Below are 20,711 nucleotides of genomic sequence, written 5' to 3'. Positions count from 1 at the left end.
ACAGCGTGGCGCGCAGGATCACCGGAAGAAGCCACGGCGATCCGCGCACCGCCGACACGAGGGCCAAGGTCAAGGACGACTACAAGCCTTCTCGTGACGAGATCCTGCGCTACATCGCCGAAAATCCCGACCGGGCGGGAAAACGCGACATCGCCAAGGCGTTCGCGCTGCGCGGCGACGACCGCATCTGGCTGAAAGATCTCCTGCGTGACATGCAGGATGAGGGCGTGCTCACCAAGGAGCGCAAGCGGCTGGCCCGCGTCGGCGCCCTGCCCCATGTCGCCGTGCTCGACATTTTTGGCCGCGACGGCGACGGTGTCCTGCTGGCGCATCCAGCCGAGTCCGTGGGCACGGGCGAGCCACCCGTCGTATCGATCCGCGTGTCGCGCGGCGGCAACGGACCGGCGCCGGGCATCGGCGACCGCGTCCTGGCCAAGACCTTCCCGACCGATGACCCGTCAGGCCCCGCCTATACCGGACGGGTGATGAAGATCTTCGAGAAGCGCAACGATGCCGTTCTCGGCGTCTTCCGCGCGCTGCAGGACGGTACCTTCCGCATTGAACCAGTGGAACGGCGCCAGCCGGAGTTGATCGTCGACAAGGAATTCCAGAACGGCGCCAAGAATGGCGACCTGGTCGAGGTCGAGCCGGCACGCCCCTCCCGTTATGGGTTGCCGAGAGCCAAGGTGCTCAACGTGCTTGGCTCGCTGACCAGCGAAAAGGCGGTCTCGATGATCGCCATTCATGCCCACGACATTCCGCACATCTTCCCGGCCGACGTCATCGCCGAGGCCGAGGCGGTGAAGCCCGCGACGATGGCCAATCGCGAGGACTGGCGCGCCCTGCCACTGGTCACTATCGATCCGGCCGACGCCAAGGACCATGATGATGCTGTCTTCGCGACGCCTGACCTCGACGAAAAGAATCCGGGCGGCGTGATCGCCACCGTCGCGATCGCCGATGTTGCCGCCTATGTCCGCTACGGCACGGCACTCGACCGCGAGGCGCTGAAGCGTGGCAATTCGGTCTATTTCCCGGATCGCGTCGTGCCGATGCTGCCCGAGCGCATTTCCAACGACCTTTGCTCGCTGCGCGAAGGCCAGGACCGGCCGGCGCTCGCGGTGCGCATGACCTTCTCGGCCGACGGCCACAAGATCAGGCATTCCTTTCACCGCGTGATGATGAAGTCCGCGGCGAAGCTCGCCTACCCCCAGGCCCAGGCGGCGATCGACGGCGCGCCGGACGACAAGACCGGCCCGATCCTCGACACGGTGCTGAAGCCGCTATGGGATGCCTATGCCATCCTCAAGCGCGGTCGCGATGGCCGCCAGCCGCTCGAACTCGACCTGCCGGAGCGCAAGATCCTGCTCAAGCCGGATGGCACGGTCGATCGCGTCATCGTGCCGGAACGGCTCGATGCCCACAAGCTGATCGAAGAATTCATGATCCAGGCCAATGTCGCCGCGGCCGAGACGCTGGAGGCGAAGAAGCAGGCGCTGGTCTACCGTGTCCACGACGCGCCTTCGCTCGCCAAGCAGGAATCGCTGCGCGAATTCTTGGCAACGCTTGGCCTGTCGCTGGCGCGCGGGGCGCAGATGCGGCCCAGCCAGTTCAACGGCATTCTCGAGCGCGTGCATGGCGCCGACAACGAGGCGCTGGTCAACGAGGTGGTGTTGCGCTCGCAGAGCCAGGCCGAATATTCACCCGGGAATATCGGCCATTTCGGCCTCAACCTCAGGCGCTACGCGCATTTCACCTCGCCGATCCGCCGCTATGCCGACCTGATCGTGCATCGCGGACTCATTGCCGCACTCGGCCTCGGTCCCGGCGGGCTGACGCAAGAAGAGGAAGCGCGGCTGGAGGATGTCGCGGTGCTGATCTCCGGCACCGAACGGCGCGCCATGGCGGCCGAGCGCGACACGGTCGACCGGCTGATATCAGCCTATCTCGCCGAGCGCATCGACGAGCGCTTCGACGCCCGCATCTCCGGCGTCACCAAATCAGGACTATTTGTCCAATTGCCGCAATATGGCGCCGATGGTTTCATCCCTGTCTCAACTCTGGGCGGCGATTACTATATATACGACGAAACGGCCCGCTCCCTGTTCGGAGAACGCTCGGGAAAAGGCTACCAGCTCGCGGACCGCGTCGAGGTTCGGCTCGTCGAGGTGGCGCCTATGGCCGGCGCGATGCGTTTCGAGATGTTGACCGACCCGAAGCCCCTGCCAGGCTCCACCAGGTCGTTTCACAAGGCTAAGGGTCGTGCCCGTGCATCGCAATCGCGACCGGGGTCGCGCGGCAGGAGACGATGATGGAACAACAGGTTTTCGGCGGCGAGCATCAGTCGGGCCGGGTTGCCCGCCCCTTGTGGGCGGCAATGAAGCGCGGCTTTTTGGGGCGCTGCCCGAACTGCGGCGAAGGCAAGCTGTTTCGCGGCTTCACCAAGACCGTCGAGACCTGCAGCGTCTGCGGCGAGGAGATCCATCACCATCGCGCCGACGACCTGCCGGCCTATCTGGTCATCGTCATCGTCGGCCACATCGTTCTCGGTGCCTTCATGGGCGTGGAAGCGACGTCGACCTTGTCCACCTGGCAGCACATCCTCATTTGGGTGCCCCTGACCATCTTGCTGTCGGTAGCGCTGCTGCAGCCTGTCAAAGGCGCCGTCATCGGATTGCAATGGGCGTTCTATATGCACGGCTTCGGCGGCGAAAAGGATGGGATTGAGCCTCATCCGAGAGCCTAGAGCTCTGGCTGGCGCAACATACCGACCGTGAAGGCCACTTTCGCTTGCCAGAAGTTTCCGCTAGGTCCCTGCGCATGGAAGCAATGACCAAGGTGGACGTCGACAAGCTCGACAAGGGTCTTGCCGCGCATAGCGGCCGGCCTCTGCGTCCGCGTGACGCCGCGACGCTGATCCTGCTCGACCGCAAGGGCGATGAGGTGCTGGTGCTCATGGGCCGCCGTCACGCCGGCCACGCGTTCATGCCAGGCAAGTTCGTGTTTCCCGGCGGCCGCACGGATCCGGCGGACAGTCGGATCGCGATCGCCACCGCATTGCACCGCGACGAGGAAACAAAGCTGCTTGCTGGTCCCGGCCGCACCAGTGCGGCGCGAGCCCGGGCAGTCGCGCTGTCTGCTATCCGCGAAACCTATGAGGAAGCCGGGCTGCTGATAGGCCAGAAGGCCGCCTTTGCCACCGACAAGCGTGACTGGCAGGGTTTTGTCGAACACGGCGTAAGGCCGTCACTGGAAACGCTGCGTTTCATCGCGCGCGCCATCACCCCACCCAACCGGATACGCCGCTTCGACACCCGTTTCTTCAGCGCCTGGCGCAACGATGTCGCCGCCGAACTGCCCGGCGGCGGGCCGACCAACGAACTCGAGGAACTGGTCTGGCTGCCGCTCGCCAAGGCCCGGGAAGCGGACATACCCGACATCACGCGAATGATCCTGGACGAGCTGGAAAAGCGCCTCGCCCACGATCCGCTGCTGCGTCCGGGCGGTCCCGTCCCCTTCTACCGGCTTGTCCGCAACCACTTCACCCGCGAACTTCTGTAGAGCAATTCCAGGAAAGTGAGACGCGGTTTTCCGCCCGGAATTGCGTAAGATCAAAGAGACAGAGTATTCAGCATCCCATGACGGTCGATACCCAACCCAAGGGCGACGAACGCGTACACTGGCTGCCGATGGTGGCGGCGATCTCGTCGATCAGCGTCGTCGGCATAGCCATTGGCCTCGGCATGCCCCTGCTCAGCGTCATCCTGGAAACGCGGGGCCACTCGGCTTCGATGATCGGCCTCAACACCGCCGTCGCCGGCCTTGCCTCGATCGCCGGCGCGCCGTTGGCCACACCGCTCGCCATGCGCTTCGGCGTCGCCTGGACCATGATCGGGATGATCGCCGCCGGCGCCCTGGCCTTCGTCGGCTTCCATTTCGCGCCCGACTTCTGGATGTGGTTTCCGCTGCGCATCGTGCTGCATATCGCGTTGACGGTGCTGTTCATCCTGTCGGAATTCTGGATCAGCACGTCGGCACCGCCGCACCGGCGCGGTCTTGTGCTTGGCATCTACGCCACCGTCCTGTCGCTCGGCTTTGCCGCCGGACCGTGGCTGTTCGCCCATCTTGGCAGCTCCGGCTTCAGGCCGTTCGGCGTCATCATCGTGCTGGTGACGCTGGCCGCGATACCGGTGCTGGCCGCGCGCAATGAAAGCCCCTCCATTGTTGCCGATGGCGAAACCAGCAACTTCCTTCGCTACATCTGGCTGGTGCCATCGGCGACCGCCGCCGTGCTGGTATTCGGTGCGGTCGAAACCGGCGGCTTCGCGCTGTTTCCGATCTACGGCAACCGCATCGGCTATTCGGAAGCCGACGCCGCATTGCTGCTGACCATGATCGGTCTCGGCAATGTGCTGCTGCAGATCCCGATCGGCATGATCAGCGACCGGGTCAGCGACCGCCGCTATCTGCTGCTCGCTTGCGCGACGGTCGGCCTTGTCGGCACGGTCTTCATGCCCTTCTTCGCCCAGAATTGGCACCTGATGGCCGCCCTTCTGTTCGTGTGGGGCGGCGTAGTCGCCGCCATGTACACGATCGGTCTTGCCCATCTCGGCTCGCAGCTTTCCGGCCATGAACTGGCATCCGCCAACGCCGCCTTCGTGCTCTGCTATGGTGTCGGCATGGTGCTTGGCCCGCAGGCGATCGGCATCGGCATGGATGCGTTCGGTCCGTCCGGTTTCGGCTGGTCGCTCGGCCTGTTCTTTGGCGCCTACATGGCGCTGGTTGGCGTCAGGCTCGTCCGCAAAATTCTCCTTTGACCCTTTGAGACAGCGACCGCTGCTGACAGAACCGTGTCAGCAGCGTCAGGTTAAAAGAGTGTCCCCCAAGAACGGAAGTTGAGGACACTCCCATGATCGACAGCGGCTTTGAAACCACCTCATTGCGAATGACGCTCCTGCTGCTTGTGACCTTCCAGGCCCCGGCCGCGGATGTCGACCGCATCATGGACGCGGTCGTAGCGATCGCCCCGCTGGCCATGGGCAAATACGACCGCAACGCCTATCAGTCGGCACACGGCATCGAGCGCTACAGGCCGCTTGAAGGGGCCGCGGCCGGGGCCGAAATCGAAATGCGCCGCCGCCCGGGCACGGTCGAGGTTTCATTCGAACTGCCTGACGACCAGGCGCTGGCAAGCCGCGTCGTCGAGGCGATTTTCCAGGCCCATTCCTATCAGGAGCCGGTGATCCGCCTCCAGCCGATCCTCGCCAGCCGATCAAAGGGGCTGGATGACCGCGCCAATCCGAATCGTTGGTGGAACACGACCGGAGACTGGAAGAAGGTTGCCGTGCCAGAGACGGAAAACGTCTGATTTACGCGCAATGGGCTTCCCGGACGGGCCACATCAGGTCCGCCGGGCTTGACTTTCCAGGCACGTTCTTTATGTGTCGCGCCAAGTTTCCCGCGTCCGGGTGTTTTCCCCGTGCTCCAGCGGCCAAAACTCCACGAACAAACGGACTGATACCATGGCCAAAGCCGCAAACATCAAGATCAAGCTTCTGTCGACCGCCGACACCGGTTTCTTCTACGTGACCAGCAAGAACAGCCGTACCAAGACCGACAAGCTGTCGTTCCGCAAGTACGATCCGGTCGCCAAGAAGCACGTCGAATTCAAGGAAACCAAGATCAAGTAATCTGGGTTTTCCCTTGCAAACAAAAACGCCGCCCATCGGGCGGCGTTTTTGTTTGCGAAGGCAGAGGCGGCGGACTCGCTCCCTCAGCCCCGCTGAGTTTCCTTCAGCCGATGCGATCGCCGCTTTTCGGATCGAACAGATGCAGCGACGCCGGATCGGCCGCCAACCGCACGGTGTCGCCGGGCTTGACGCCGGCGCGGCCCATGGCAAAGACGCAAATCTGCTGGCCGGCCAGCGCGACGTAGAACTGTGTCGAGAGGCCGAGCGGCTCCACGACCCCTACCTCGCCCTGCAGCGCGCCGTCATCGGCCAACCGGATATGCTCGGGCCGCAGGCCGATGGTAATGGCATCGCCGTCGCTGAGCGGCAGGCCATCCGGCAACTTCAGCGCCTGTCCATCGGCCAGCACCGCTTCAGCTACCTCGCCCTTGCGAACCGTCGCCGGCAGGAAATTCATGCCCGGCGAGCCGATGAAACCGGCAACGAACATGTTGGCCGGATGGTCATAGAGATCGAGCGGCGCGCCAACCTGCTGGATCAGCCCATCATGCATGACGACGATCCGGTCGGCCATGGTCATGGCCTCGATCTGGTCGTGTGTGACATAGACCGAGGTGGTCTTCAGTTGCTGGTGCAGCGCCTTGATCTCGGCCCGCATATGGACGCGCAGCTTGGCATCGAGGTTGGACAGCGGCTCGTCGAACAGGAAAACCTTGGGATCGCGCACGATGGCACGACCCATCGCGACGCGCTGGCGCTGGCCGCCGGACAGTTGCCGCGGCAGGCGCTGAAGGTAGGCGTCCAGGCCCAGCCGCTTGGCCGCGCCATCCACCCTGGCATCGATCGCCGGCTTCTCGGCCTTGCGCAACATGAGGCTGAAGCCCATGTTCTTCGACACATCCATGTGCGGATAAAGCGCATAGGACTGGAAGACCATGGCGATGTCGCGGTCCTTGGGCGCCACATCGTTGACCAATCGCTCACCAATACGGATTTCGCCGCCGGAGGCTTCCTCCAGCCCGGCGATCATGCGCAGCAGTGTCGATTTCCCGCAGCCGGACGGACCGACCAGGACGACGAATTCGCCGTCGGCGATTTCAAGGTCGACCGCATGCAGGACGCGGACGGCGCCGTAATCCTTGCGGACCTTTTCGAGCGTGACAGAAGCCATCGGTCTATCCTTTGACGGCGCCGGCGGTCAGGCCGGTGACGAGATAGCGTTGCAGGAAGGCGAAGAAGATGCAGACCGGGATCAGCGCCAGGATCGACGCCGCCATCATCTGCCCCCAGTCGACGGCGAATTTGCCGATGAAGGTGAGCAGGCCGACGGCGAAGGTCTTCTTGTCGTCGCTGGAGATCAGCATCAGCGCGAACAGGAGCTCGCTCCAGGCGGCGGTGAAGACAAAGCCGAGCGTGGCGCCCATGCCGGGCAGCGTCAGCGGCACGATCACCCGGCGCATTGCCTGGGCACGCGTACAACCGTCGATCATCGCAGCCTCTTCCAGATCCTTCGGGATGCCGTCGAAGAAGGATTGCATCAGGAAGGTGGCGAAGGCGGTGTTGAAGGCGGTGTAGATGATTATCAGCCCGGTCAGGCTGTTGATCAGGCCGATCTGGCCCATGACGCGGTAGATCGGCGGAATGACCATCACCAGCGGAAAAGTCTGAGTCAAAAGCAGCATCAGCGCCAGCACCGCCTTGCCGCGAAAGGTGAAACGCGACATGGCGTAGCCGGCGAGCGTGGCGATCACCGTCACCAATGCCGCCGTCGACACCGAGACGATGACGCTGTTGAGGAAATAGCGCGGGAAATCGGTGGCCTCGAGCACGGTGACGAAATTCTGCAACGTCGTGCGCGACGGCCAGAAGGTGATGCCTTCGGAATAGAGCAGCCGCTCCGGCGTCACCGAGATCTTCAGCGTCCAGTAGATCGGGAACAGGGCGAAGATCACATAGGCGGCAATCGCCGCGTAGAGGCCGACACCACCAAGGAACCGTTGTGAAGCAGAGCGGCCCGCGATCATCAGACGTGCCTCACCAGGGAGCGGCGGATGGCGATCAGCGCGATCGCATAGGCGATCAACAGCACGAGCAGCAGCACGGCCACCGCCGAGGCATAGCCCTTGTCCAGCGACTTGAAGGCGCTGACATAGATATAGACCGGCACCGTATTGGTGGAACCAGCCGGCCCACCCTCGGTCATGACGAATATCAGGTCGGCGAAGGTGGCGATCCAGATGGTGCGCAGCATCACCGTGATGGCGATGGTTGGCGCGAGAAATGGCAGCGTCACCTTGGTGAAGCGCTGCCAGGGCGAAGCGCCGTCGATCGCCGCCGCCTCGTGCATTTCGGACGGGATAGACTTCAGCGCCGCCAGAAGCGTGATGGCGAAGAACGGAATGCCGAACCAGACATTGGCGACGATCGGCCCCCACATCGCCGTCGCGGGATCGGACAGCACATTGGTCGGCTCTGCCTTGAGCCCCAGCGCGTACAACCAATGCGGCAGCGGCCCGATGATAGGGTTGAACAGCCAGGCCCAGGTCAGCCCGGACAGGAAGGACGGCACCGCCCAGGGCAGGAACACCAGAGCCTGCACCACCTTGCGGCCCCAGAACGGCTTGTCGAGCAGCAGCGCCAGGCCAAGGCCGAGGAAGAATTGGAAGAACAGGCTGGCGACCGTCCACCACAGCGTGTTGACCAGGGCTTGCCCCAGAACCTGATCCGACAGCATCGCCCGATACTGGTCGAGCCCGACATATACCGACTTGAAGGCCGAGAATTTGCGGAAGGAGTAGCTGATGCCGATGATCAGCGGCACCAACAGCACCACGACCAGCAGGATGATCGCCGGGCTGAGATAGAGCCAGGGCTCGATGGCGGCATGCGACAGCCGCTTGCGGCGCGGCTTGCCGGCGGATCGTATTTCGGACACGGCATAGGTCATTGGGGCTCAACAGTGATGAGTGGGTGCCGGCGAAGGCGACAGCACCCTTCTCCCGTTTACGGGGAGAAGATGCCGGCAGGCAGATGAGGGGCAGCGCTAACCTTGGAAATGCTGCCCCGCCCCTTATCCGGGCCTATCGGGCCACCATCTCCCGTAAACGGGGAGAAGGAAAAAACCTGCGCTTACTTCTTGTTCTTCGCCAGCCAGTCCTGCTGTTCCTTGGTCAGGAAGGCAGCCCATTGGTCCGCGACGTCCTTGGCGGTCTTCTGGCCGAGCAGCACTTCCTGAAAATTCTTGATCGCCACTTGGTCGACGAAGTTGCCGAGATTTTCCAGATGCGTCGGCGGCGTCACCATTTCGTATTTGGAGCTGTCGCTCAGTTCCGTGAACCAGCCCTTGAACTGCTCGGTCTTGAAATGGGGATCCTGGTCGGCGCCGTTGTGGATCGGGACGACGCCGACTTCCTTGGCCCATGCCAGATTGTCCTTGGGCGAAAGCAGCGTCGCCATCAGCTTCCAGGCGTCGTCCTTGTGCTGCGAGTTGGCGAACATCGCCCAGCCCGCATAGCCGAGCGTCGGATACGACTTGCCGCTCGGACCGGTCGGCAGGGGCGCGACGGCGAAGTCGTCGGCGCTCATCTTGTCGGCGATGCCGAGCAGCGCGTCCGGATCCTGGTTCAGCATGGCGCAGGTGCCGGAATAGAAGCCGGTGACGGTTTCGTTGAAGCCCCAGCTCACCGCATCCTTGGGCGCCAGCCCGTCCTTGTACATGTCGGCCAGCATCTGCAGGCCCTTGACCGAGCCCTCGTCATTGATGGTCGAGGTGCCGTCCTCGTTGAAGTAGCCGCCCTTGCCGGCGGCGATGTTCATGAACATGTGCATGCCGTTGAAGGCGCCCGGCCCGCCGCGCAGGCAGTAGCCATACTTGCCCGGGATGGCGGAGATTTTCTTGGAATCGGCGACGAACTCGTCAAGCGTGGCCGGCGGACCGTCGAGGCCGGCTTCCTTGAACAGCTTCTTGTTCCAGAACAGCGCGTTCACATAGTAGCCGTAGGGGATCATGAACTGCGTGTTGTCGACCGTCGAGCCGAACTGCTTGGCGCGGTCGCCGAGCGTCTTGGCATCGTCCCACTTGGCCATGTAGGGGCCGAGGTCCTCGAGCTGGGCATTGTTGGCATAGAGACCCATCCAGCGTTCCGGCATCTCGACCACGTCGGGCGTATCGCCGGCCTGCACCATGGTCAGGAACTTCTCGAAAGCCTGCCCCCAGGGCAGCGAGATCAGCTCGACCTTGACGCCGGGATTGGCCGCCTCGAAGTCGGCGATCTGCTTTTTCAGGAATTCGGTGCGCGGCGGGCTGGTGATGACTTCGACCATCTTCAGGGTCGAATCGGCCAGCGCGCTCCCGGCGGAAATCGCCAATCCCGCAACGGTGGCAAGCATGATGGTCAGTTTTTTCATGTTCAAGACTCCCATTTTGAACCCGCTTGTTATTTTCTGGCTTTTTCGAAGGCCTGGGCGACGTCGGCCCAGAGGTCTTCGACACTTTCCAATCCGACATTGAAGCGGATGGTTCGGGGGCTGACGCCGAAGCGCGCCATCGAATTCAGTCCCGGCGTCTGTTCCAGCGACGCCTTGGCCGGCACGACCAGGCTTTCATGCCCTCCCCAGCTGACGCCGATGCGGAAAAATTTCAGCGCATCGACGAAGACGGGGATGTCGATATCGTCCGTCACCTCGAAGGAGAACAGTCCGGCATAGCCCGCCAGCGTCGCCTTGCCCGGATGGTTCGAATAGACGGGATGGTTGACGCGCTCGACATTGGCATGCGCCTTCAGCCGCTCGGCGATGGTGAGCCCGCTCTTCATATGGTGCGGCAAGCGCAGCGGCAGCGTGCGCAGGCCGCGCAGCAGCAGCCATGCTTCGAACGGCGACAGCTTGCCGCCGAGATAGGAATAGGTCTGTTCGTTGATGTGCTTGATATGCGCCGCGGAGCCGGCCACCACGCCCGCGACGGTGTCGCTGTGGCCGCCGAGATATTTCGACGCTGAATGCAGCACCAGGTCGACGCCATGCGCGATCGGCTTCTGGAAAACCGGCGTCGCCCAGGAATTGTCGATGGTGGTGACGATGCCCTGCTCCCTGGCAAGCCGTGTCAGATGCGCGATGTCCTGCAGCTCGAACATCATCGAGGTCGGGCTTTCCAGATAGAGCAGCTTGGCCCCGGGAAGTGCCGCGGCAACCGCGTCCGGATCGGAGCCGTCGACATAATCGACCTTGATGTTGAGCCGAGGCAGAAGCCGCTCGAACAGGCGATAGGCATCGCCATAGCAGTTCCGCACGGCCACGATGCGCTCGCCCGCCCCGACAAAGGCAAGCACCGTGGCGCTGATCGCCGCCATGCCGCTGGAAAAGCCGCGCGCGGCCTCGGCGCCCTCGAGGGCGGCAACGCGCGCTTCGAATTCCATTACCGTCGGATTGTCGCCGCGCGAGTAGATCGGCTGCTTTCGTTTGCCGGCAAAGGTGTCGGCCATCTCGGCATAGTTGGCGAAGGTGAACAGCGAGGTCTGGTAGATCGGCGGCACCACCGCGCCGCCGGGGAACGGTTCGTCATGCGCCAGCAGCGTCGCCGCCTCGGCAAGATAATCGTGATCGAAACCGCTCGGATGCTCGTTCATGTCTGGCTCGAAAGTTTGAGTTTAGCTGCACCGCGCTTGAGATCGTCCTCGACGGTGGCGATCAGCTTGAGTGCCTCGGCGCGGGCACCCTGCGGGTCGCGCGCGGCGATGCACTCGTAGATGGTGCGGTGGTAAGGAAAGCTGGCGTGACCGAAATCGCGCACGCCCAGCGGATGCTCCCAGAAGCGGTGGAACAGCTCGTGCATGGCGGCGATGATCTGTTCGAACAGCGGATTGCCCGAGACGCGGTAGACTGCCTGGTGGAACTCCCAGTCCTCTTCCGACGACATGCCGTCGCGGGTACGGAATGCCTGCTCCATGATGTCGAGCTTGCGCTTGATCTCGGCGATGTCGGCCGGGCTCGCCCGCTCGGCGCAAAGAGCCGCGGCCTCCGCCTCCAGCGCGCGGCGGATTTCGAGCGTGTGCATCAGGCTGGTGAAATCATTGCCGCCCGCCAGCGTCAGCGGCATATGCAGCATGTCGGGCGACACAGCCGCCTTGAGATAGGTGCCGCTGCCTTGCCGCCGCTCGACGAGACCAAGCCCTTCCCACCGCGTCAGCGCCTCGCGCACCGTGTTGCGGCTGACCTTCAGCCGCTCGGCCAGGATACGCTCGGTCGGAAGCCGCTCGCCGGGCTGCAAGGCTTCGGCGCGAACAAAGCCCACCAAAGCCTTCAGCACAGCGTCATCACGCGCCGTCGTCTGAATGGGTGGCAGGCTGTTCTGGTCCACACTTCCTCCCCGAAGCGACGCACAAGTGGTCCAATGGTCCAACCAATTTCTGCATAGTCGGAGAGACGTGTCAACAGCCGAAACGAGGACGGGCCGAACGGCGAGCCATGGCGCCGTTCGGCTCGTCAGTTCAAGCGTGGCTTCGCGCCGGCGTGGCGGCCGTGGCGCGCCAACGCGCGAACATGTCCTCACGAACCCGCCTCGAACCCGCGAGCCGCTCCTTTGCTTCCGCCAGCACGGAAGGCGAAGCCTGTGCGGGCGTGCCCGATTGGAACGGAGGCGCCGGGGCATATTCAAGCGAGAGCTGCACCGTTTCGGCCTCGGCCTGACCGAGAAGCCTGGCGACCAGGAGGAGGCCGAAATCGATCCCCGAGGTGACGCCGCCGGCGGTTATCAGCTTTCCGTCCTCGACAATTCGCTCGTCGACTGGGATGGCGCCGAACTCGGCAAGGAAATCATGCGCGTACCAATGCGTCGTCGCCCGCTTGCCTTTGAGCAGGCCGGCGGCACCCAGCACCAGGGCACCGCTGCACACCGAGGTGACGTAGCGCGCCTGAGCCGCGCGCTCCCGCACGAAATCGAGCACAGCCTGATCCTCCAGCAGCGTGTTGACGCCGCCTCCACCCGGAATGCACAGCATATCAAGAGGCGGGCAATCGTCGAAGGTCGCCGTCGGGTTGAGCGACAGTCGCGTCGACGACATCACCGGATTGCGATCCTTCCAGATCAATTCCACCTCGGCGCCCTTTGCCGATGCCAGGACTTCATAAGGGCCGGTGAGGTCGAGCTGCTGGACATTGGGGAAGACGAGGATGCCGAAACGAAGGGTCATGGAACTCTCCATAGGTTGACTCCAGCCAATCTAAGGCACCATGCTTTGGCACGATCGCCAATCATCCCTCGTTTCAAGCCAAATCGCCATGCGCCATATTGAAATCCTTGCCTATCCCGACGTCCAACTCCTCGATGTCAGCGGACCGCTTCAGGTCTTCGCCAGCGCCAACGACTTCAGGACGCAGGCCGGCGAGCCCGCGCCCTACGAGGTCACGGTCGTTGCCGCCTCGCCGCGGATCAGGACATCTGCCGGTCTCGTGCTGGAGGCAGCGGCGCTGCCGGCGCACGGGCCAGGGATCGACACGCTGATCGTGCCTGGTGGATGGGGAGTCAACGCGGCCTGCGAGGCCCCCGAGCTGATCGATTGGGTGACCGGCCGCTCGCGCGACGCCACGCGAACGGCGTCCGTCTGCAGTGGCGCCATGCTGCTCGCGACGGCAGGCCTGCTCGACGGCAGGCGTGCCGTTACCCACTGGGGACGCTGCGCCGAGTTCGCGCGGCGCTTTCCGGCGGTCCGCCTCGAACCCGATCCGATTTTCATCCGTGACGGCAATGTCTGGACCTCGGCAGGCGTGACGGCGGGCATCGATCTTGCCCTTTCCTTCGTCGAGGCCGACCTTGGCCGGCGCGTGGCGCTTGCGGTGGCGCGCGAACTGGTGGTCTTCCTGAAGCGCCCCGGTGGCCAGGCGCAGTTCAGCCAGACGCTCAAGCTGCAACTGGGCGACGAACGCTTCGACCGGCTGCATGGCTGGATCCAGGACAATCTGGATGGCGACCTTTCGCTGCCGAACCTGGCCGAGCGCGCCAATATGAGCCCGCGCAGCTTCTCCAGGCACTATCGGGAGGCAACGGGCCGGACACCTGCGCGCGCGATCGAGGAGATCCGGATCGAGGCGGCGCGACGGATGCTGGAACGGGGCCAGGCGGTCAACCAGACGGCCCGCCGCTGCGGCTTCGGATCGGAAGAGACGATGCGGCGCGGCTTTCTCCGTGTCCTCGGCACAAACCCGCGCGATTATCGCGAACGCTTCTGACGCAAAGGCCTGCGGCACTGCAGGAGGTCGCCGCTTTGATCGTGTCGCTAACGCGCCGCGGGCGGCCCGAACCAAGCGGTCAGCGCCTCGGTCAGCCCCATTTGGGTTCCAGCCCCGACCCAGGCCACATATCCATCCGGCCGGATCAAGACGCCGTCGGGCGCGGCGACCGTTCCAAGGGCCGGCAACTCCCAGATGCCGTCATGTCCAGCCTCGATCTGGCGGACCCGATCCGCCCAGGGCGCGATATCCAGCCAGCCTGGTCCACCAAGGTTGAGGAGCACCGGCCGGGCGTCGTGCAGCAGGCTGAAGACCCGCGCCGGACCGCGGGCTGTGACAAGGTCGAGGTCGGGCATCCGCCGCCCAAGCAACGTGTGGCCCTCGCCGAGATCGTAACGGATACCCAGGCCGGACATCTCCGCGCCAATCCGTTTGCGCGGCTCTTCCATGCCGAGCAACTCGGTCATCGTGTCGCCCAAGGCCTTGGTGCGCTCATCCGTACGGCGAAGCGCGACCTGCGCCATCGTGTTGCGCAACAAGCGGGCAGCGACCGGATGGCGCTCGGCGTGGTAGGTGTCGAGCAGGCATTCCGGTGAGATCCGCTTGACCACCTGGGCCAGCTTCCAGCCCAGATTGACCGCGTCCTGCACGCCGATATTGAGCCCCTGCCCGCCCATCGGAGGATGGATGTGCGCGGCGTCGCCCGCCAGAAGGACACGTCTGTCGCGGTAGGTGGCGGCCTGACGTGTCATGTCGGTGAAGCGAGAGAGCCAGGTCGGACTGTGGACCCCGAAATCGGTGCCGTAGACGGCGACAAGCGCCTCGCTGAGATCATTCAGCGTCGGCTCGCCGCCGATCGTCAGCTGCCTCTCGGTCAGCACGACACCCACCCTGTCGCCGTCCTCGATCTTGCCTATCGCATGAATACCGGAGGCGTCGTTGCGAAAGCCCAATGCCGGTTCCCTAGACATTTCGACCTCGGCGATCATCCAGCTCATCGTCGGATCCCATCCGGCGAACTCGATGCCAGCCGCCTTGCGGATCGTGCTGCGTCCTCCGTCGCAGCCGACGAGGTATTGCGCCCTCAAGCGTTGGCTACCGGACAAATCCAGGTCGACACCGTCATCATCCTGCGCGAAGTCAGTGACTTCCTGCGCGCGATAGATTGGCACCCCCAACTCATCGATCCAGCCGGCCAATATCCGTTCGATATGGTTTTGCCGCAGCGCCAGCAGATAATTGTGCCGGCTGGGAAAGTCGCTGATGTCCAAACGGATCATGTGGAAGCCGACGGTCGGGAAGCGCTGCCCGCGCGACAGAAACCGGTCGGCAATTCCGCGCTGATCGAGAACCTCGATGGTGCGTGCGTGCAGGCCACCCGCGCGCAAGCCGGCCAGTTGCTGGGTCGGGCGCCGCTCCACAATGGCGACGTCGATGCCTGCCAAAGCGAGTTCGCCGGCCAACATCAGCCCTGTCGGACCGCCTCCTGCGATCACCACCGCATGATCCCGACGCAATCCGTCCATAGGCGACACAATGCCCATTCTCGTTACTCCCGTTTTCCGCTGGCCAATGCATGTCGCCCAAAAGTGACCTCGTTTTCGGGAGAACGGCATGCATGAAGACAGAGACCCAAAGCGCGTCGCATGAATCCGTTTCAACGCGACGCGCTTTAGGCAGCGGTTTACGGGAACAGGCGGGTCTTGCCGCAAGGCCCTTGTGCGCCATATGTACAAAGTGGAGAGAGGTGTTTCCCTTGACCTGGGTGACAGCCAAAACGGCAGCTCGAGGTCATGGCTGCCGCAGCAGACACTGCTCCTGATCCAGGGAGCGTTGCTCAGATTTTTCCGCATAAGAAAAAAGCCCCTTTCGGGGCTGCTGCAGAGGTTTTGAGACAAAGGGGGCCGGTCGGCGGTTGGCAGCGGTACGAGGAGGCCACTATGTGCCAGCGCCGGCCGGCCGACCCCACGGACCCAGGAGATGCGGCGGACCTGAGCATCATGGGGTATTTCAGGATCGAGCCGGCTATCTACCCTCGTGCCGGCTTCGTCTTCCCCTGCACATTTGCGCACAGGCTTAGGAAAATCAACAGTTTCTTAACCAAGGCTCGCGAATCGATTGGATTAAGGTAAATAGCTAACCTTGTTGGATTGACCGGGGAATCGGCCGCGGACGTTTACGCCGCCTTGGCAACGACGCGGTTGCGGCCGCCGCTCTTGGCTTCATAGAGCGCGAGATCGGCGCGCTTCATCAGCGCCGCCACCGTATCCACCCCCTTGAGAACCGACGACACGCCGACGCTGACGGTGACCTCGATCGTCTTGCCGTCGGCACCGACGGCGAAAGGCTTCTGGGCGATTTCGGCGCGGATGCGTTCGGCCACTCTCTCCGCCACGGCGCCGTCGGTGTCCGGCATCACCACCACGAACTCCTCGCCACCAAAGCGGCAGGCAAGGTCGATACCCCTGACATTCTTGCGCAGCCGCCGGGCGAATTCCCGCAGCACCTCGTCGCCGCCATCATGGCCGTACGCGTCATTGATCGACTTGAAGCGGTCGAGATCGGTGATCATCACCGACAGCGGCCGGCGCCGCGCCACGGCGCGGTCGAACAGCGTCTGCAGATGACTGTCGAGGTAGCGGCGGTTGTGCAGCCCGGTCAGGCCGTCCGTCACCGCCATTTCGATGGTCTGGGTGACGCTGGCGCGCAACTGGTCGTTGTAGCGCTTGCGGCGCACCTGGGTGCGCAGCCGCGCCGTCAGTTCCTGCTGGTCGATCGGCCGCATCAGATAGTCGTTGATGCCGAGTTCGAGGCCGCGGATGATGCGCTCCTCCTCGCCCTCCTCCGCCAGAAGGATGATCGGGACGAAACGGGTGCGATCGAGCGAGCGCAATTGCGAGCAGAGCCGAAGCGGATCGAAATCGGCAAACGCCGTCGAGATCATCACGCATTCATAGGGGGTTTCGGCCGCCTGGAAGAACCCGGCATGCGGATCGTTGGTGACGTCGAGATCGGCGCGGTCGCGCAGCATCTTCTGGATGCGCTCGACCGACGATTTGCGCTCGTCGATCAACAGCACTTTCGGCGTCGTGTCCTCGGACGCGAAATTGCGGCTGAGCAGCTCTTCGATGCCGATATTGCGCGTCGTCGAGGCCCGCAGCCTGAGCTCGTCGGTCAGCGATTTCAACCGGACAAGGCTCTTCACGCGTGTCATCAGCTGCAGGTCGTTGACCGGTTTGGTCAGGAAATCGTCGGCGCCGGCCTCGAGCCCGCGCACACGGTCGGACACCTGATCGAGCGCGGTGATCATCACCACCGGGATATGCGACGTCGCGGGATCGCTCTTCAGCCTGCGGCAGACCTCGAACCCGTCCATGTCGGGCATCATCACGTCGAGCAGCACGACATCGACCTTGCCGTTCTCGCAGGTCTCGATCGCGTCGGGCCCGTTGGTGGCGGTCAGCACTTCGAAATATTCGGCCAGCAGCCGGACCTCCAGCAGCCTCACATTGGCAGGGATGTCGTCGACGACGAGGATCCGCGCGGTCATGTCACAAGGCTCCGGCTCGGCTGGAATGGCACATCAGGCATCGCCCAGATAGGATTTGATGGTCTCGATGAAACGCGGCACCGAGATCGGCTTCGAAATATAGGCCTCGCAGCCGCCCTGGCGGATGCGTTCCTCGTCACCCTTCATGGCGAAGGCCGTCACAGCGATGACCGGGATGACGTGCAGATCGTCATCTTCCTTCAGCCATTTGGTCACTTCCAGCCCCGACACTTCGGGCAGCTGGATGTCCATCAGGATGAGATCGGGCCGGTGCTGGCGCGCCAGGTCGAGCGCCTCCAGACCATTGCGGGTGCGCACCGTCTCGTAACCACTTGCTTCGATGAGGTCCCGAAAGAGCTTCATGTTGAGCTCATTGTCCTCGACGATCATGACCTTCTTAGGCATCGACATCCCGTCCCGGCCGTCCTTCCGCTCGAAGGTGGCCGTCATGCGCCCCTGGTTGAACGCACCAAACCCTGCTTCACTATACGGCAATATGATTGACGAAACGGAAACCCTCGGGCTGCAAAGCAGCGCGAATTCCACATCGCCTCCCGGCGCGTCCAAAAGGCGCGCCGCGCTGTAAAGGCTTGCCGCAAGCAACTCTTGCCATTACTGCGGAAGAGACTCATTCCACATGCCGAAGGTAGTGATGGCAAACGCGGCGTCAATGCGCGAAGAGGCGGAAACCATTGCCGTGAAGGCGCTGGGCTTCGTTGCCTCCGATCCGGAGCTGTTGCCGCGTTTTCTGGCGATCACCGGAATAGAGGCGCATTCGATCCGCAAGGCCGCTGGCGAGCCGGGTTTCCTGGCCGGCGTGCTGCAGTTCATTCTCGCCCACGAGCCGACGCTGATGCGCTTTGCCGAGGAAACGGGCACGCCGCCGGCGGCCGTCGGCAAGGCATTGCGCGCATTGCCGCTCGGCGACGACAACCATGAGCATTCCATATGAGCGATGATCCGGAGACCGCCCGCCAGATCGAGGAACTGGCGGCCGACGACCGGCCGCTGCTGGTGCTCGACGTCGACGACGTCGTGCTCGAATTCATCCGCCCCTTCCCGCGTTTCCTGAAGTCGCGCGGCTATGGCCTGACACTGGCGTCCTTCCGGCTGACCGGCAACATAGCCGAAACGGCGAGCGGCCGGCTGATCGAACAGCCCGAGGTCACGGCCCTTCTGGGCGATTTCTTCGACGCGCAAGCCGATTGGCAGAGCATCACCGACGGTGCGGCACAAGCCTTGGCAGGGCTCGGCAAGCGCGCGGAAATCATACTGCTGACGGCCATGCCGCACAGGCATCGTGCGGTGCGTCGCATCCATCTCGATGCCCTGGGTCTAGACTATCCGCTGCTGACCACCGAGATGGCCAAGGGACCGGCGGTGGCCAGGCTGCGCGGCAAGAAAGGCCGGCCGGTGGTCTTCGTCGACGATCAGCCGCACAATCTGGCGTCGGTGCGGGACTCGGTCGCCGACGCAAATCTTTTCCACCTGATGGCCGACAATTCGCTGCGTGCGTTCCTGCCGCCGGTCCCGGACGATGTCTTCATTGTCCAGGACTGGCACGAAGCCGCGCCCAAGATCGCTGGCGCTCTGGGGCTCTAGCGTCAGGCGCCTTTCCTGAAATTGCTTGGGGGCTGAACCCTCAAGGATTCAGTTTCGCCCCTGCCCCGCCATTGTCGCTACCACCACTGTCGTCGCCACCGCTATCGTCCGCGCCGTCGCCATTGTCGACGCTGTCGTCCACCGCCGGATCGGCGGGCTTCAGCATGACGCCGTTGACCGTGACCGAGCCGTCAGCCTTGGTGTTGACGGCCCATTCCAGCCGGCCGTCCGGCAGCGTCTTGGCAAACCCCTTGGCCATGAGAGCGACAGGCACGTACTGCCCCACCTCCGGTTCCGCCTTCGCAGCTTCTTGCAGATGGGTCATGATCTTGTCGAAGCCGGCGACATCGACGGTGAGAGTTGCGTCGGGTTTCTGGCCGAAGCTCGTCATCTCACCTTCCAGCGCGATCTCCATGTCCTTGTTCTTCACGGTGCTGTGGCCGATGACGACCTTCGGCGCCTTGGCCAGGAAATCCGCTTTGAGCCGATCGCCGAACTCGGCCGACAGCGGTGGATCCTGATTGAGATCAAAGGCTTCGATCGCCTTCTTCGCCATGCTGTCGAGATCGATATTGGCACCGCCGAAGTTCAGGTCGATATCGGTGGGCAGCAACGCCACGCTCCAGCTCGGCAAAAGCTGCTGCGGGACGGTCAGCCCCGACACCTTGATGCCGTAGGTGACCTTGCCGTTCTGGGCAACGCCATCGGAACCGAAGGCGGTGCTGAGCTGCGTCGCCCCGAAAGTGCCGATCGGGCTGTCGACCGCGAAATCCTTGAAACCATAGGTGCCGTCGATGCGCTCCCACACCGGAAGCGCGGCGAGCAGAAGCGACTTCAGCTGCGTCTGGTTCGCCTTCAGCGTCTTCTCGTCCTCATTGGCCACGGCAAATGCCAGGAGGTCGAGCAGCGGCTTGGTCTGCACACCCTTGCCGCTGGCCTCGACCGACAATTCCGGCGACTTCACGGTGACAGGAAAATTCAGGCCGCTCTCGGGATCGTTGAATTTTATCGCCTCGACGAAATTCGAAATTTTCTGCGACGTCGTGAAATCGACGCCGCCATTGGCGGCCTTCGTGGCGGCGATGGTCGCGGTGCCGGCACCGGCACTGACGTCGATCTGCTGCTTGGCATCCTTCGATGCCATCGTCATGCTCGCGATCGAACTGGTGCCGCTGATGAAGGCCGCCAGATTGGGGTCGTAGACGCCGGAACCCTTGCCGTCCTTGATCGAAAACTGCGTGCTCTGCGGTCCCTCGGGCCCCTTGAACTCGAAGGACGCGCTTTGCGAGAAATCCATCGAGACGTCCCAGGTCCCGTCGCTGCGCGGCTTGACCATAAGGGCGTAGGGGGCAAAGTCGAATTTCACCTGTTCCTGCTTGGGCAGGACCCCGGCCAGTGCCTTGAAATCAAACACGATCTTGTAGGCATCGCCTTCGACCGAAACCTTCAGAATGCCGGTGTCGAGCGCCTGTTTGCCGACATAGTGGGACAGGTCATCGGACAATTGCTTCGCGCCCTGGCTGTCGACGGTCTGGCCGAAAGCGGGCGCGCTGAAGAGAAGCGCGGTAAAGGCAACTGGCAACACACGGTTCACGGGAATTCTCCGTTTGGTCGAAAGGCAGAAATCGTTTCGTACGTCTGGTAGG

At 63.4% G+C, this 20,711-nt stretch carries 20 protein-coding genes; 9 read left to right on the top strand and 11 right to left on the bottom strand.

Going from position 1 to position 20,711, the window contains the following annotated elements:
• The first annotated feature begins 5 nt into the window (after nucleotides 1-5).
• The 6 genes from rnr (at nucleotide 6) to rpmG (ending at nucleotide 5,690) form a co-directional block, all read left to right on the top strand.
• Entirely contained in the window at nucleotides 6-2,312 is a 2,307-nt protein-coding gene (gene rnr, locus FJ977_RS17345; protein ID WP_140773306.1) for a ribonuclease R, read from the top strand.
• The gene (locus tag FJ977_RS17340) at nucleotides 2,312-2,746 is read left to right on the top strand and encodes a DUF983 domain-containing protein (protein ID WP_181179918.1); all 435 of its coding nucleotides are present in this window, start codon (nucleotides 2,312-2,314) and stop codon (nucleotides 2,744-2,746) included. Before rnr ends, FJ977_RS17340 begins: the two co-directional genes overlap by 1 nt.
• A 74-nt stretch (nucleotides 2,747-2,820) precedes the next feature.
• Nucleotides 2,821-3,561: an NUDIX domain-containing protein gene (locus FJ977_RS17335; RefSeq protein WP_140773303.1), complete on the top strand. Its 741-nt coding sequence runs from the start codon at nucleotides 2,821-2,823 to the stop codon at nucleotides 3,559-3,561.
• A 77-nt stretch (nucleotides 3,562-3,638) separates the two neighbouring features.
• Nucleotides 3,639-4,817 carry an MFS transporter gene (locus FJ977_RS17330; RefSeq protein ID WP_140773301.1) on the top strand — a complete coding sequence of 393 codons (1,179 nt, stop codon included), beginning with the start codon at nucleotides 3,639-3,641 and terminating at the stop codon, nucleotides 4,815-4,817.
• Nucleotides 4,818-4,909: 92 nt separating this feature from the next.
• Nucleotides 4,910-5,368 (top strand): hypothetical protein, encoded by a 459-nt coding sequence (locus FJ977_RS17325; RefSeq protein WP_140773300.1) that lies wholly within the window; start codon nucleotides 4,910-4,912, stop codon nucleotides 5,366-5,368.
• Between the two features lie 154 nt (nucleotides 5,369-5,522).
• Entirely contained in the window at nucleotides 5,523-5,690 is a 168-nt protein-coding gene (gene rpmG, locus FJ977_RS17320) for a 50S ribosomal protein L33 (RefSeq protein WP_006201775.1), read from the top strand.
• A 103-nt stretch (nucleotides 5,691-5,793) separates the two neighbouring features.
• On the opposite strand, the gene ugpC is transcribed toward rpmG, so the two are convergent.
• From ugpC to FJ977_RS17285, 7 genes are all read right to left on the bottom strand, one after another.
• Nucleotides 5,794-6,861 (bottom strand): sn-glycerol-3-phosphate ABC transporter ATP-binding protein UgpC, encoded by a 1,068-nt coding sequence (gene ugpC, locus FJ977_RS17315; RefSeq protein ID WP_140773298.1) that lies wholly within the window; start codon nucleotides 6,859-6,861, stop codon nucleotides 5,794-5,796.
• Nucleotides 6,862-6,865: 4 nt separating this feature from the next.
• The gene (locus FJ977_RS17310) at nucleotides 6,866-7,714 is read right to left on the bottom strand and encodes a carbohydrate ABC transporter permease (protein ID WP_140773296.1); all 849 of its coding nucleotides are present in this window, start codon (nucleotides 7,712-7,714) and stop codon (nucleotides 6,866-6,868) included.
• Nucleotides 7,714-8,637, bottom strand: a complete 924-nt coding sequence (locus FJ977_RS17305) for a sugar ABC transporter permease (protein WP_140773294.1) — start codon at nucleotides 8,635-8,637, stop codon at nucleotides 7,714-7,716. The genes FJ977_RS17310 and FJ977_RS17305 overlap by 1 nt, the downstream gene beginning before the upstream one ends.
• 182 nt (nucleotides 8,638-8,819) lie before the next feature.
• Nucleotides 8,820-10,097, bottom strand: coding sequence for a sugar ABC transporter substrate-binding protein (locus FJ977_RS17300; protein WP_140773293.1), 1,278 nt, complete (start codon nucleotides 10,095-10,097; stop codon nucleotides 8,820-8,822).
• Between the two features lie 29 nt (nucleotides 10,098-10,126).
• Nucleotides 10,127-11,314, bottom strand: a complete 1,188-nt coding sequence (locus FJ977_RS17295; RefSeq protein WP_140773292.1) for a PLP-dependent transferase — start codon at nucleotides 11,312-11,314, stop codon at nucleotides 10,127-10,129.
• The gene (locus tag FJ977_RS17290; RefSeq protein ID WP_140773290.1) at nucleotides 11,311-12,045 is read right to left on the bottom strand and encodes a FadR/GntR family transcriptional regulator; all 735 of its coding nucleotides are present in this window, start codon (nucleotides 12,043-12,045) and stop codon (nucleotides 11,311-11,313) included. Before FJ977_RS17290 ends, FJ977_RS17295 begins: the two co-directional genes overlap by 4 nt.
• Before the next feature lie 130 nt (nucleotides 12,046-12,175).
• Nucleotides 12,176-12,877, bottom strand: coding sequence for a DJ-1/PfpI family protein (locus tag FJ977_RS17285; RefSeq protein WP_140773288.1), 702 nt, complete (start codon nucleotides 12,875-12,877; stop codon nucleotides 12,176-12,178).
• 88 nt (nucleotides 12,878-12,965) lie between these two features.
• Here FJ977_RS17285 and FJ977_RS17280 point away from each other — a divergent pair, with 88 nt between their 5' ends.
• Nucleotides 12,966-13,913: a GlxA family transcriptional regulator gene (locus FJ977_RS17280; RefSeq protein ID WP_140773286.1), complete on the top strand. Its 948-nt coding sequence runs from the start codon at nucleotides 12,966-12,968 to the stop codon at nucleotides 13,911-13,913.
• 47 nt (nucleotides 13,914-13,960) lie between these two features.
• On the opposite strand, the gene FJ977_RS17275 is transcribed toward FJ977_RS17280, so the two are convergent.
• From FJ977_RS17275 to FJ977_RS17260, 3 genes are all read right to left on the bottom strand, one after another.
• On the bottom strand, nucleotides 13,961-15,457 hold the full coding sequence (locus FJ977_RS17275) for an FAD-dependent monooxygenase (protein WP_210243844.1): 1,497 nt from the start codon (nucleotides 15,455-15,457) through the stop codon (nucleotides 13,961-13,963).
• Nucleotides 15,458-16,089: 632 nt separating this feature from the next.
• Entirely contained in the window at nucleotides 16,090-17,463 is a 1,374-nt protein-coding gene (locus FJ977_RS17265) for a PleD family two-component system response regulator (protein ID WP_140773284.1), read from the bottom strand.
• Nucleotides 17,464-17,496: 33 nt separating this feature from the next.
• Complete coding sequence (locus tag FJ977_RS17260; protein WP_006334976.1) at nucleotides 17,497-17,868, bottom strand: response regulator; 372 nt, start codon at nucleotides 17,866-17,868, stop codon at nucleotides 17,497-17,499.
• Between the two features lie 247 nt (nucleotides 17,869-18,115).
• On the opposite strand from FJ977_RS17260, the gene FJ977_RS17255 reads away from it, so the two are divergent.
• Both FJ977_RS17255 and FJ977_RS17250 read left to right on the top strand, forming a co-directional pair.
• Nucleotides 18,116-18,415, top strand: coding sequence for a DUF3572 domain-containing protein (locus FJ977_RS17255; protein WP_027052046.1), 300 nt, complete (start codon nucleotides 18,116-18,118; stop codon nucleotides 18,413-18,415).
• A complete protein-coding gene (locus FJ977_RS17250; RefSeq protein ID WP_140773283.1) occupies nucleotides 18,412-19,065 on the top strand; it encodes a hypothetical protein in 654 nt (217 codons plus the stop codon). The genes FJ977_RS17255 and FJ977_RS17250 overlap by 4 nt, the downstream gene beginning before the upstream one ends.
• Nucleotides 19,066-19,105: 40 nt before the next feature.
• Here FJ977_RS17250 and FJ977_RS17245 read toward each other — a convergent pair whose 3' ends face one another.
• Nucleotides 19,106-20,659: a hypothetical protein gene (locus tag FJ977_RS17245; RefSeq protein ID WP_181179916.1), complete on the bottom strand. Its 1,554-nt coding sequence runs from the start codon at nucleotides 20,657-20,659 to the stop codon at nucleotides 19,106-19,108.
• Between the last annotated feature and the right edge of the window lie 52 nt (nucleotides 20,660-20,711).

The organism is Mesorhizobium sp. B2-1-3A (assembly GCF_006442655.1).
Lineage (GTDB): Bacteria > Pseudomonadota > Alphaproteobacteria > Rhizobiales > Rhizobiaceae > Mesorhizobium.
Note: the sequence above shows the minus strand (reverse complement) of the source record. Positions and strands in the feature narration are given on the sequence as shown.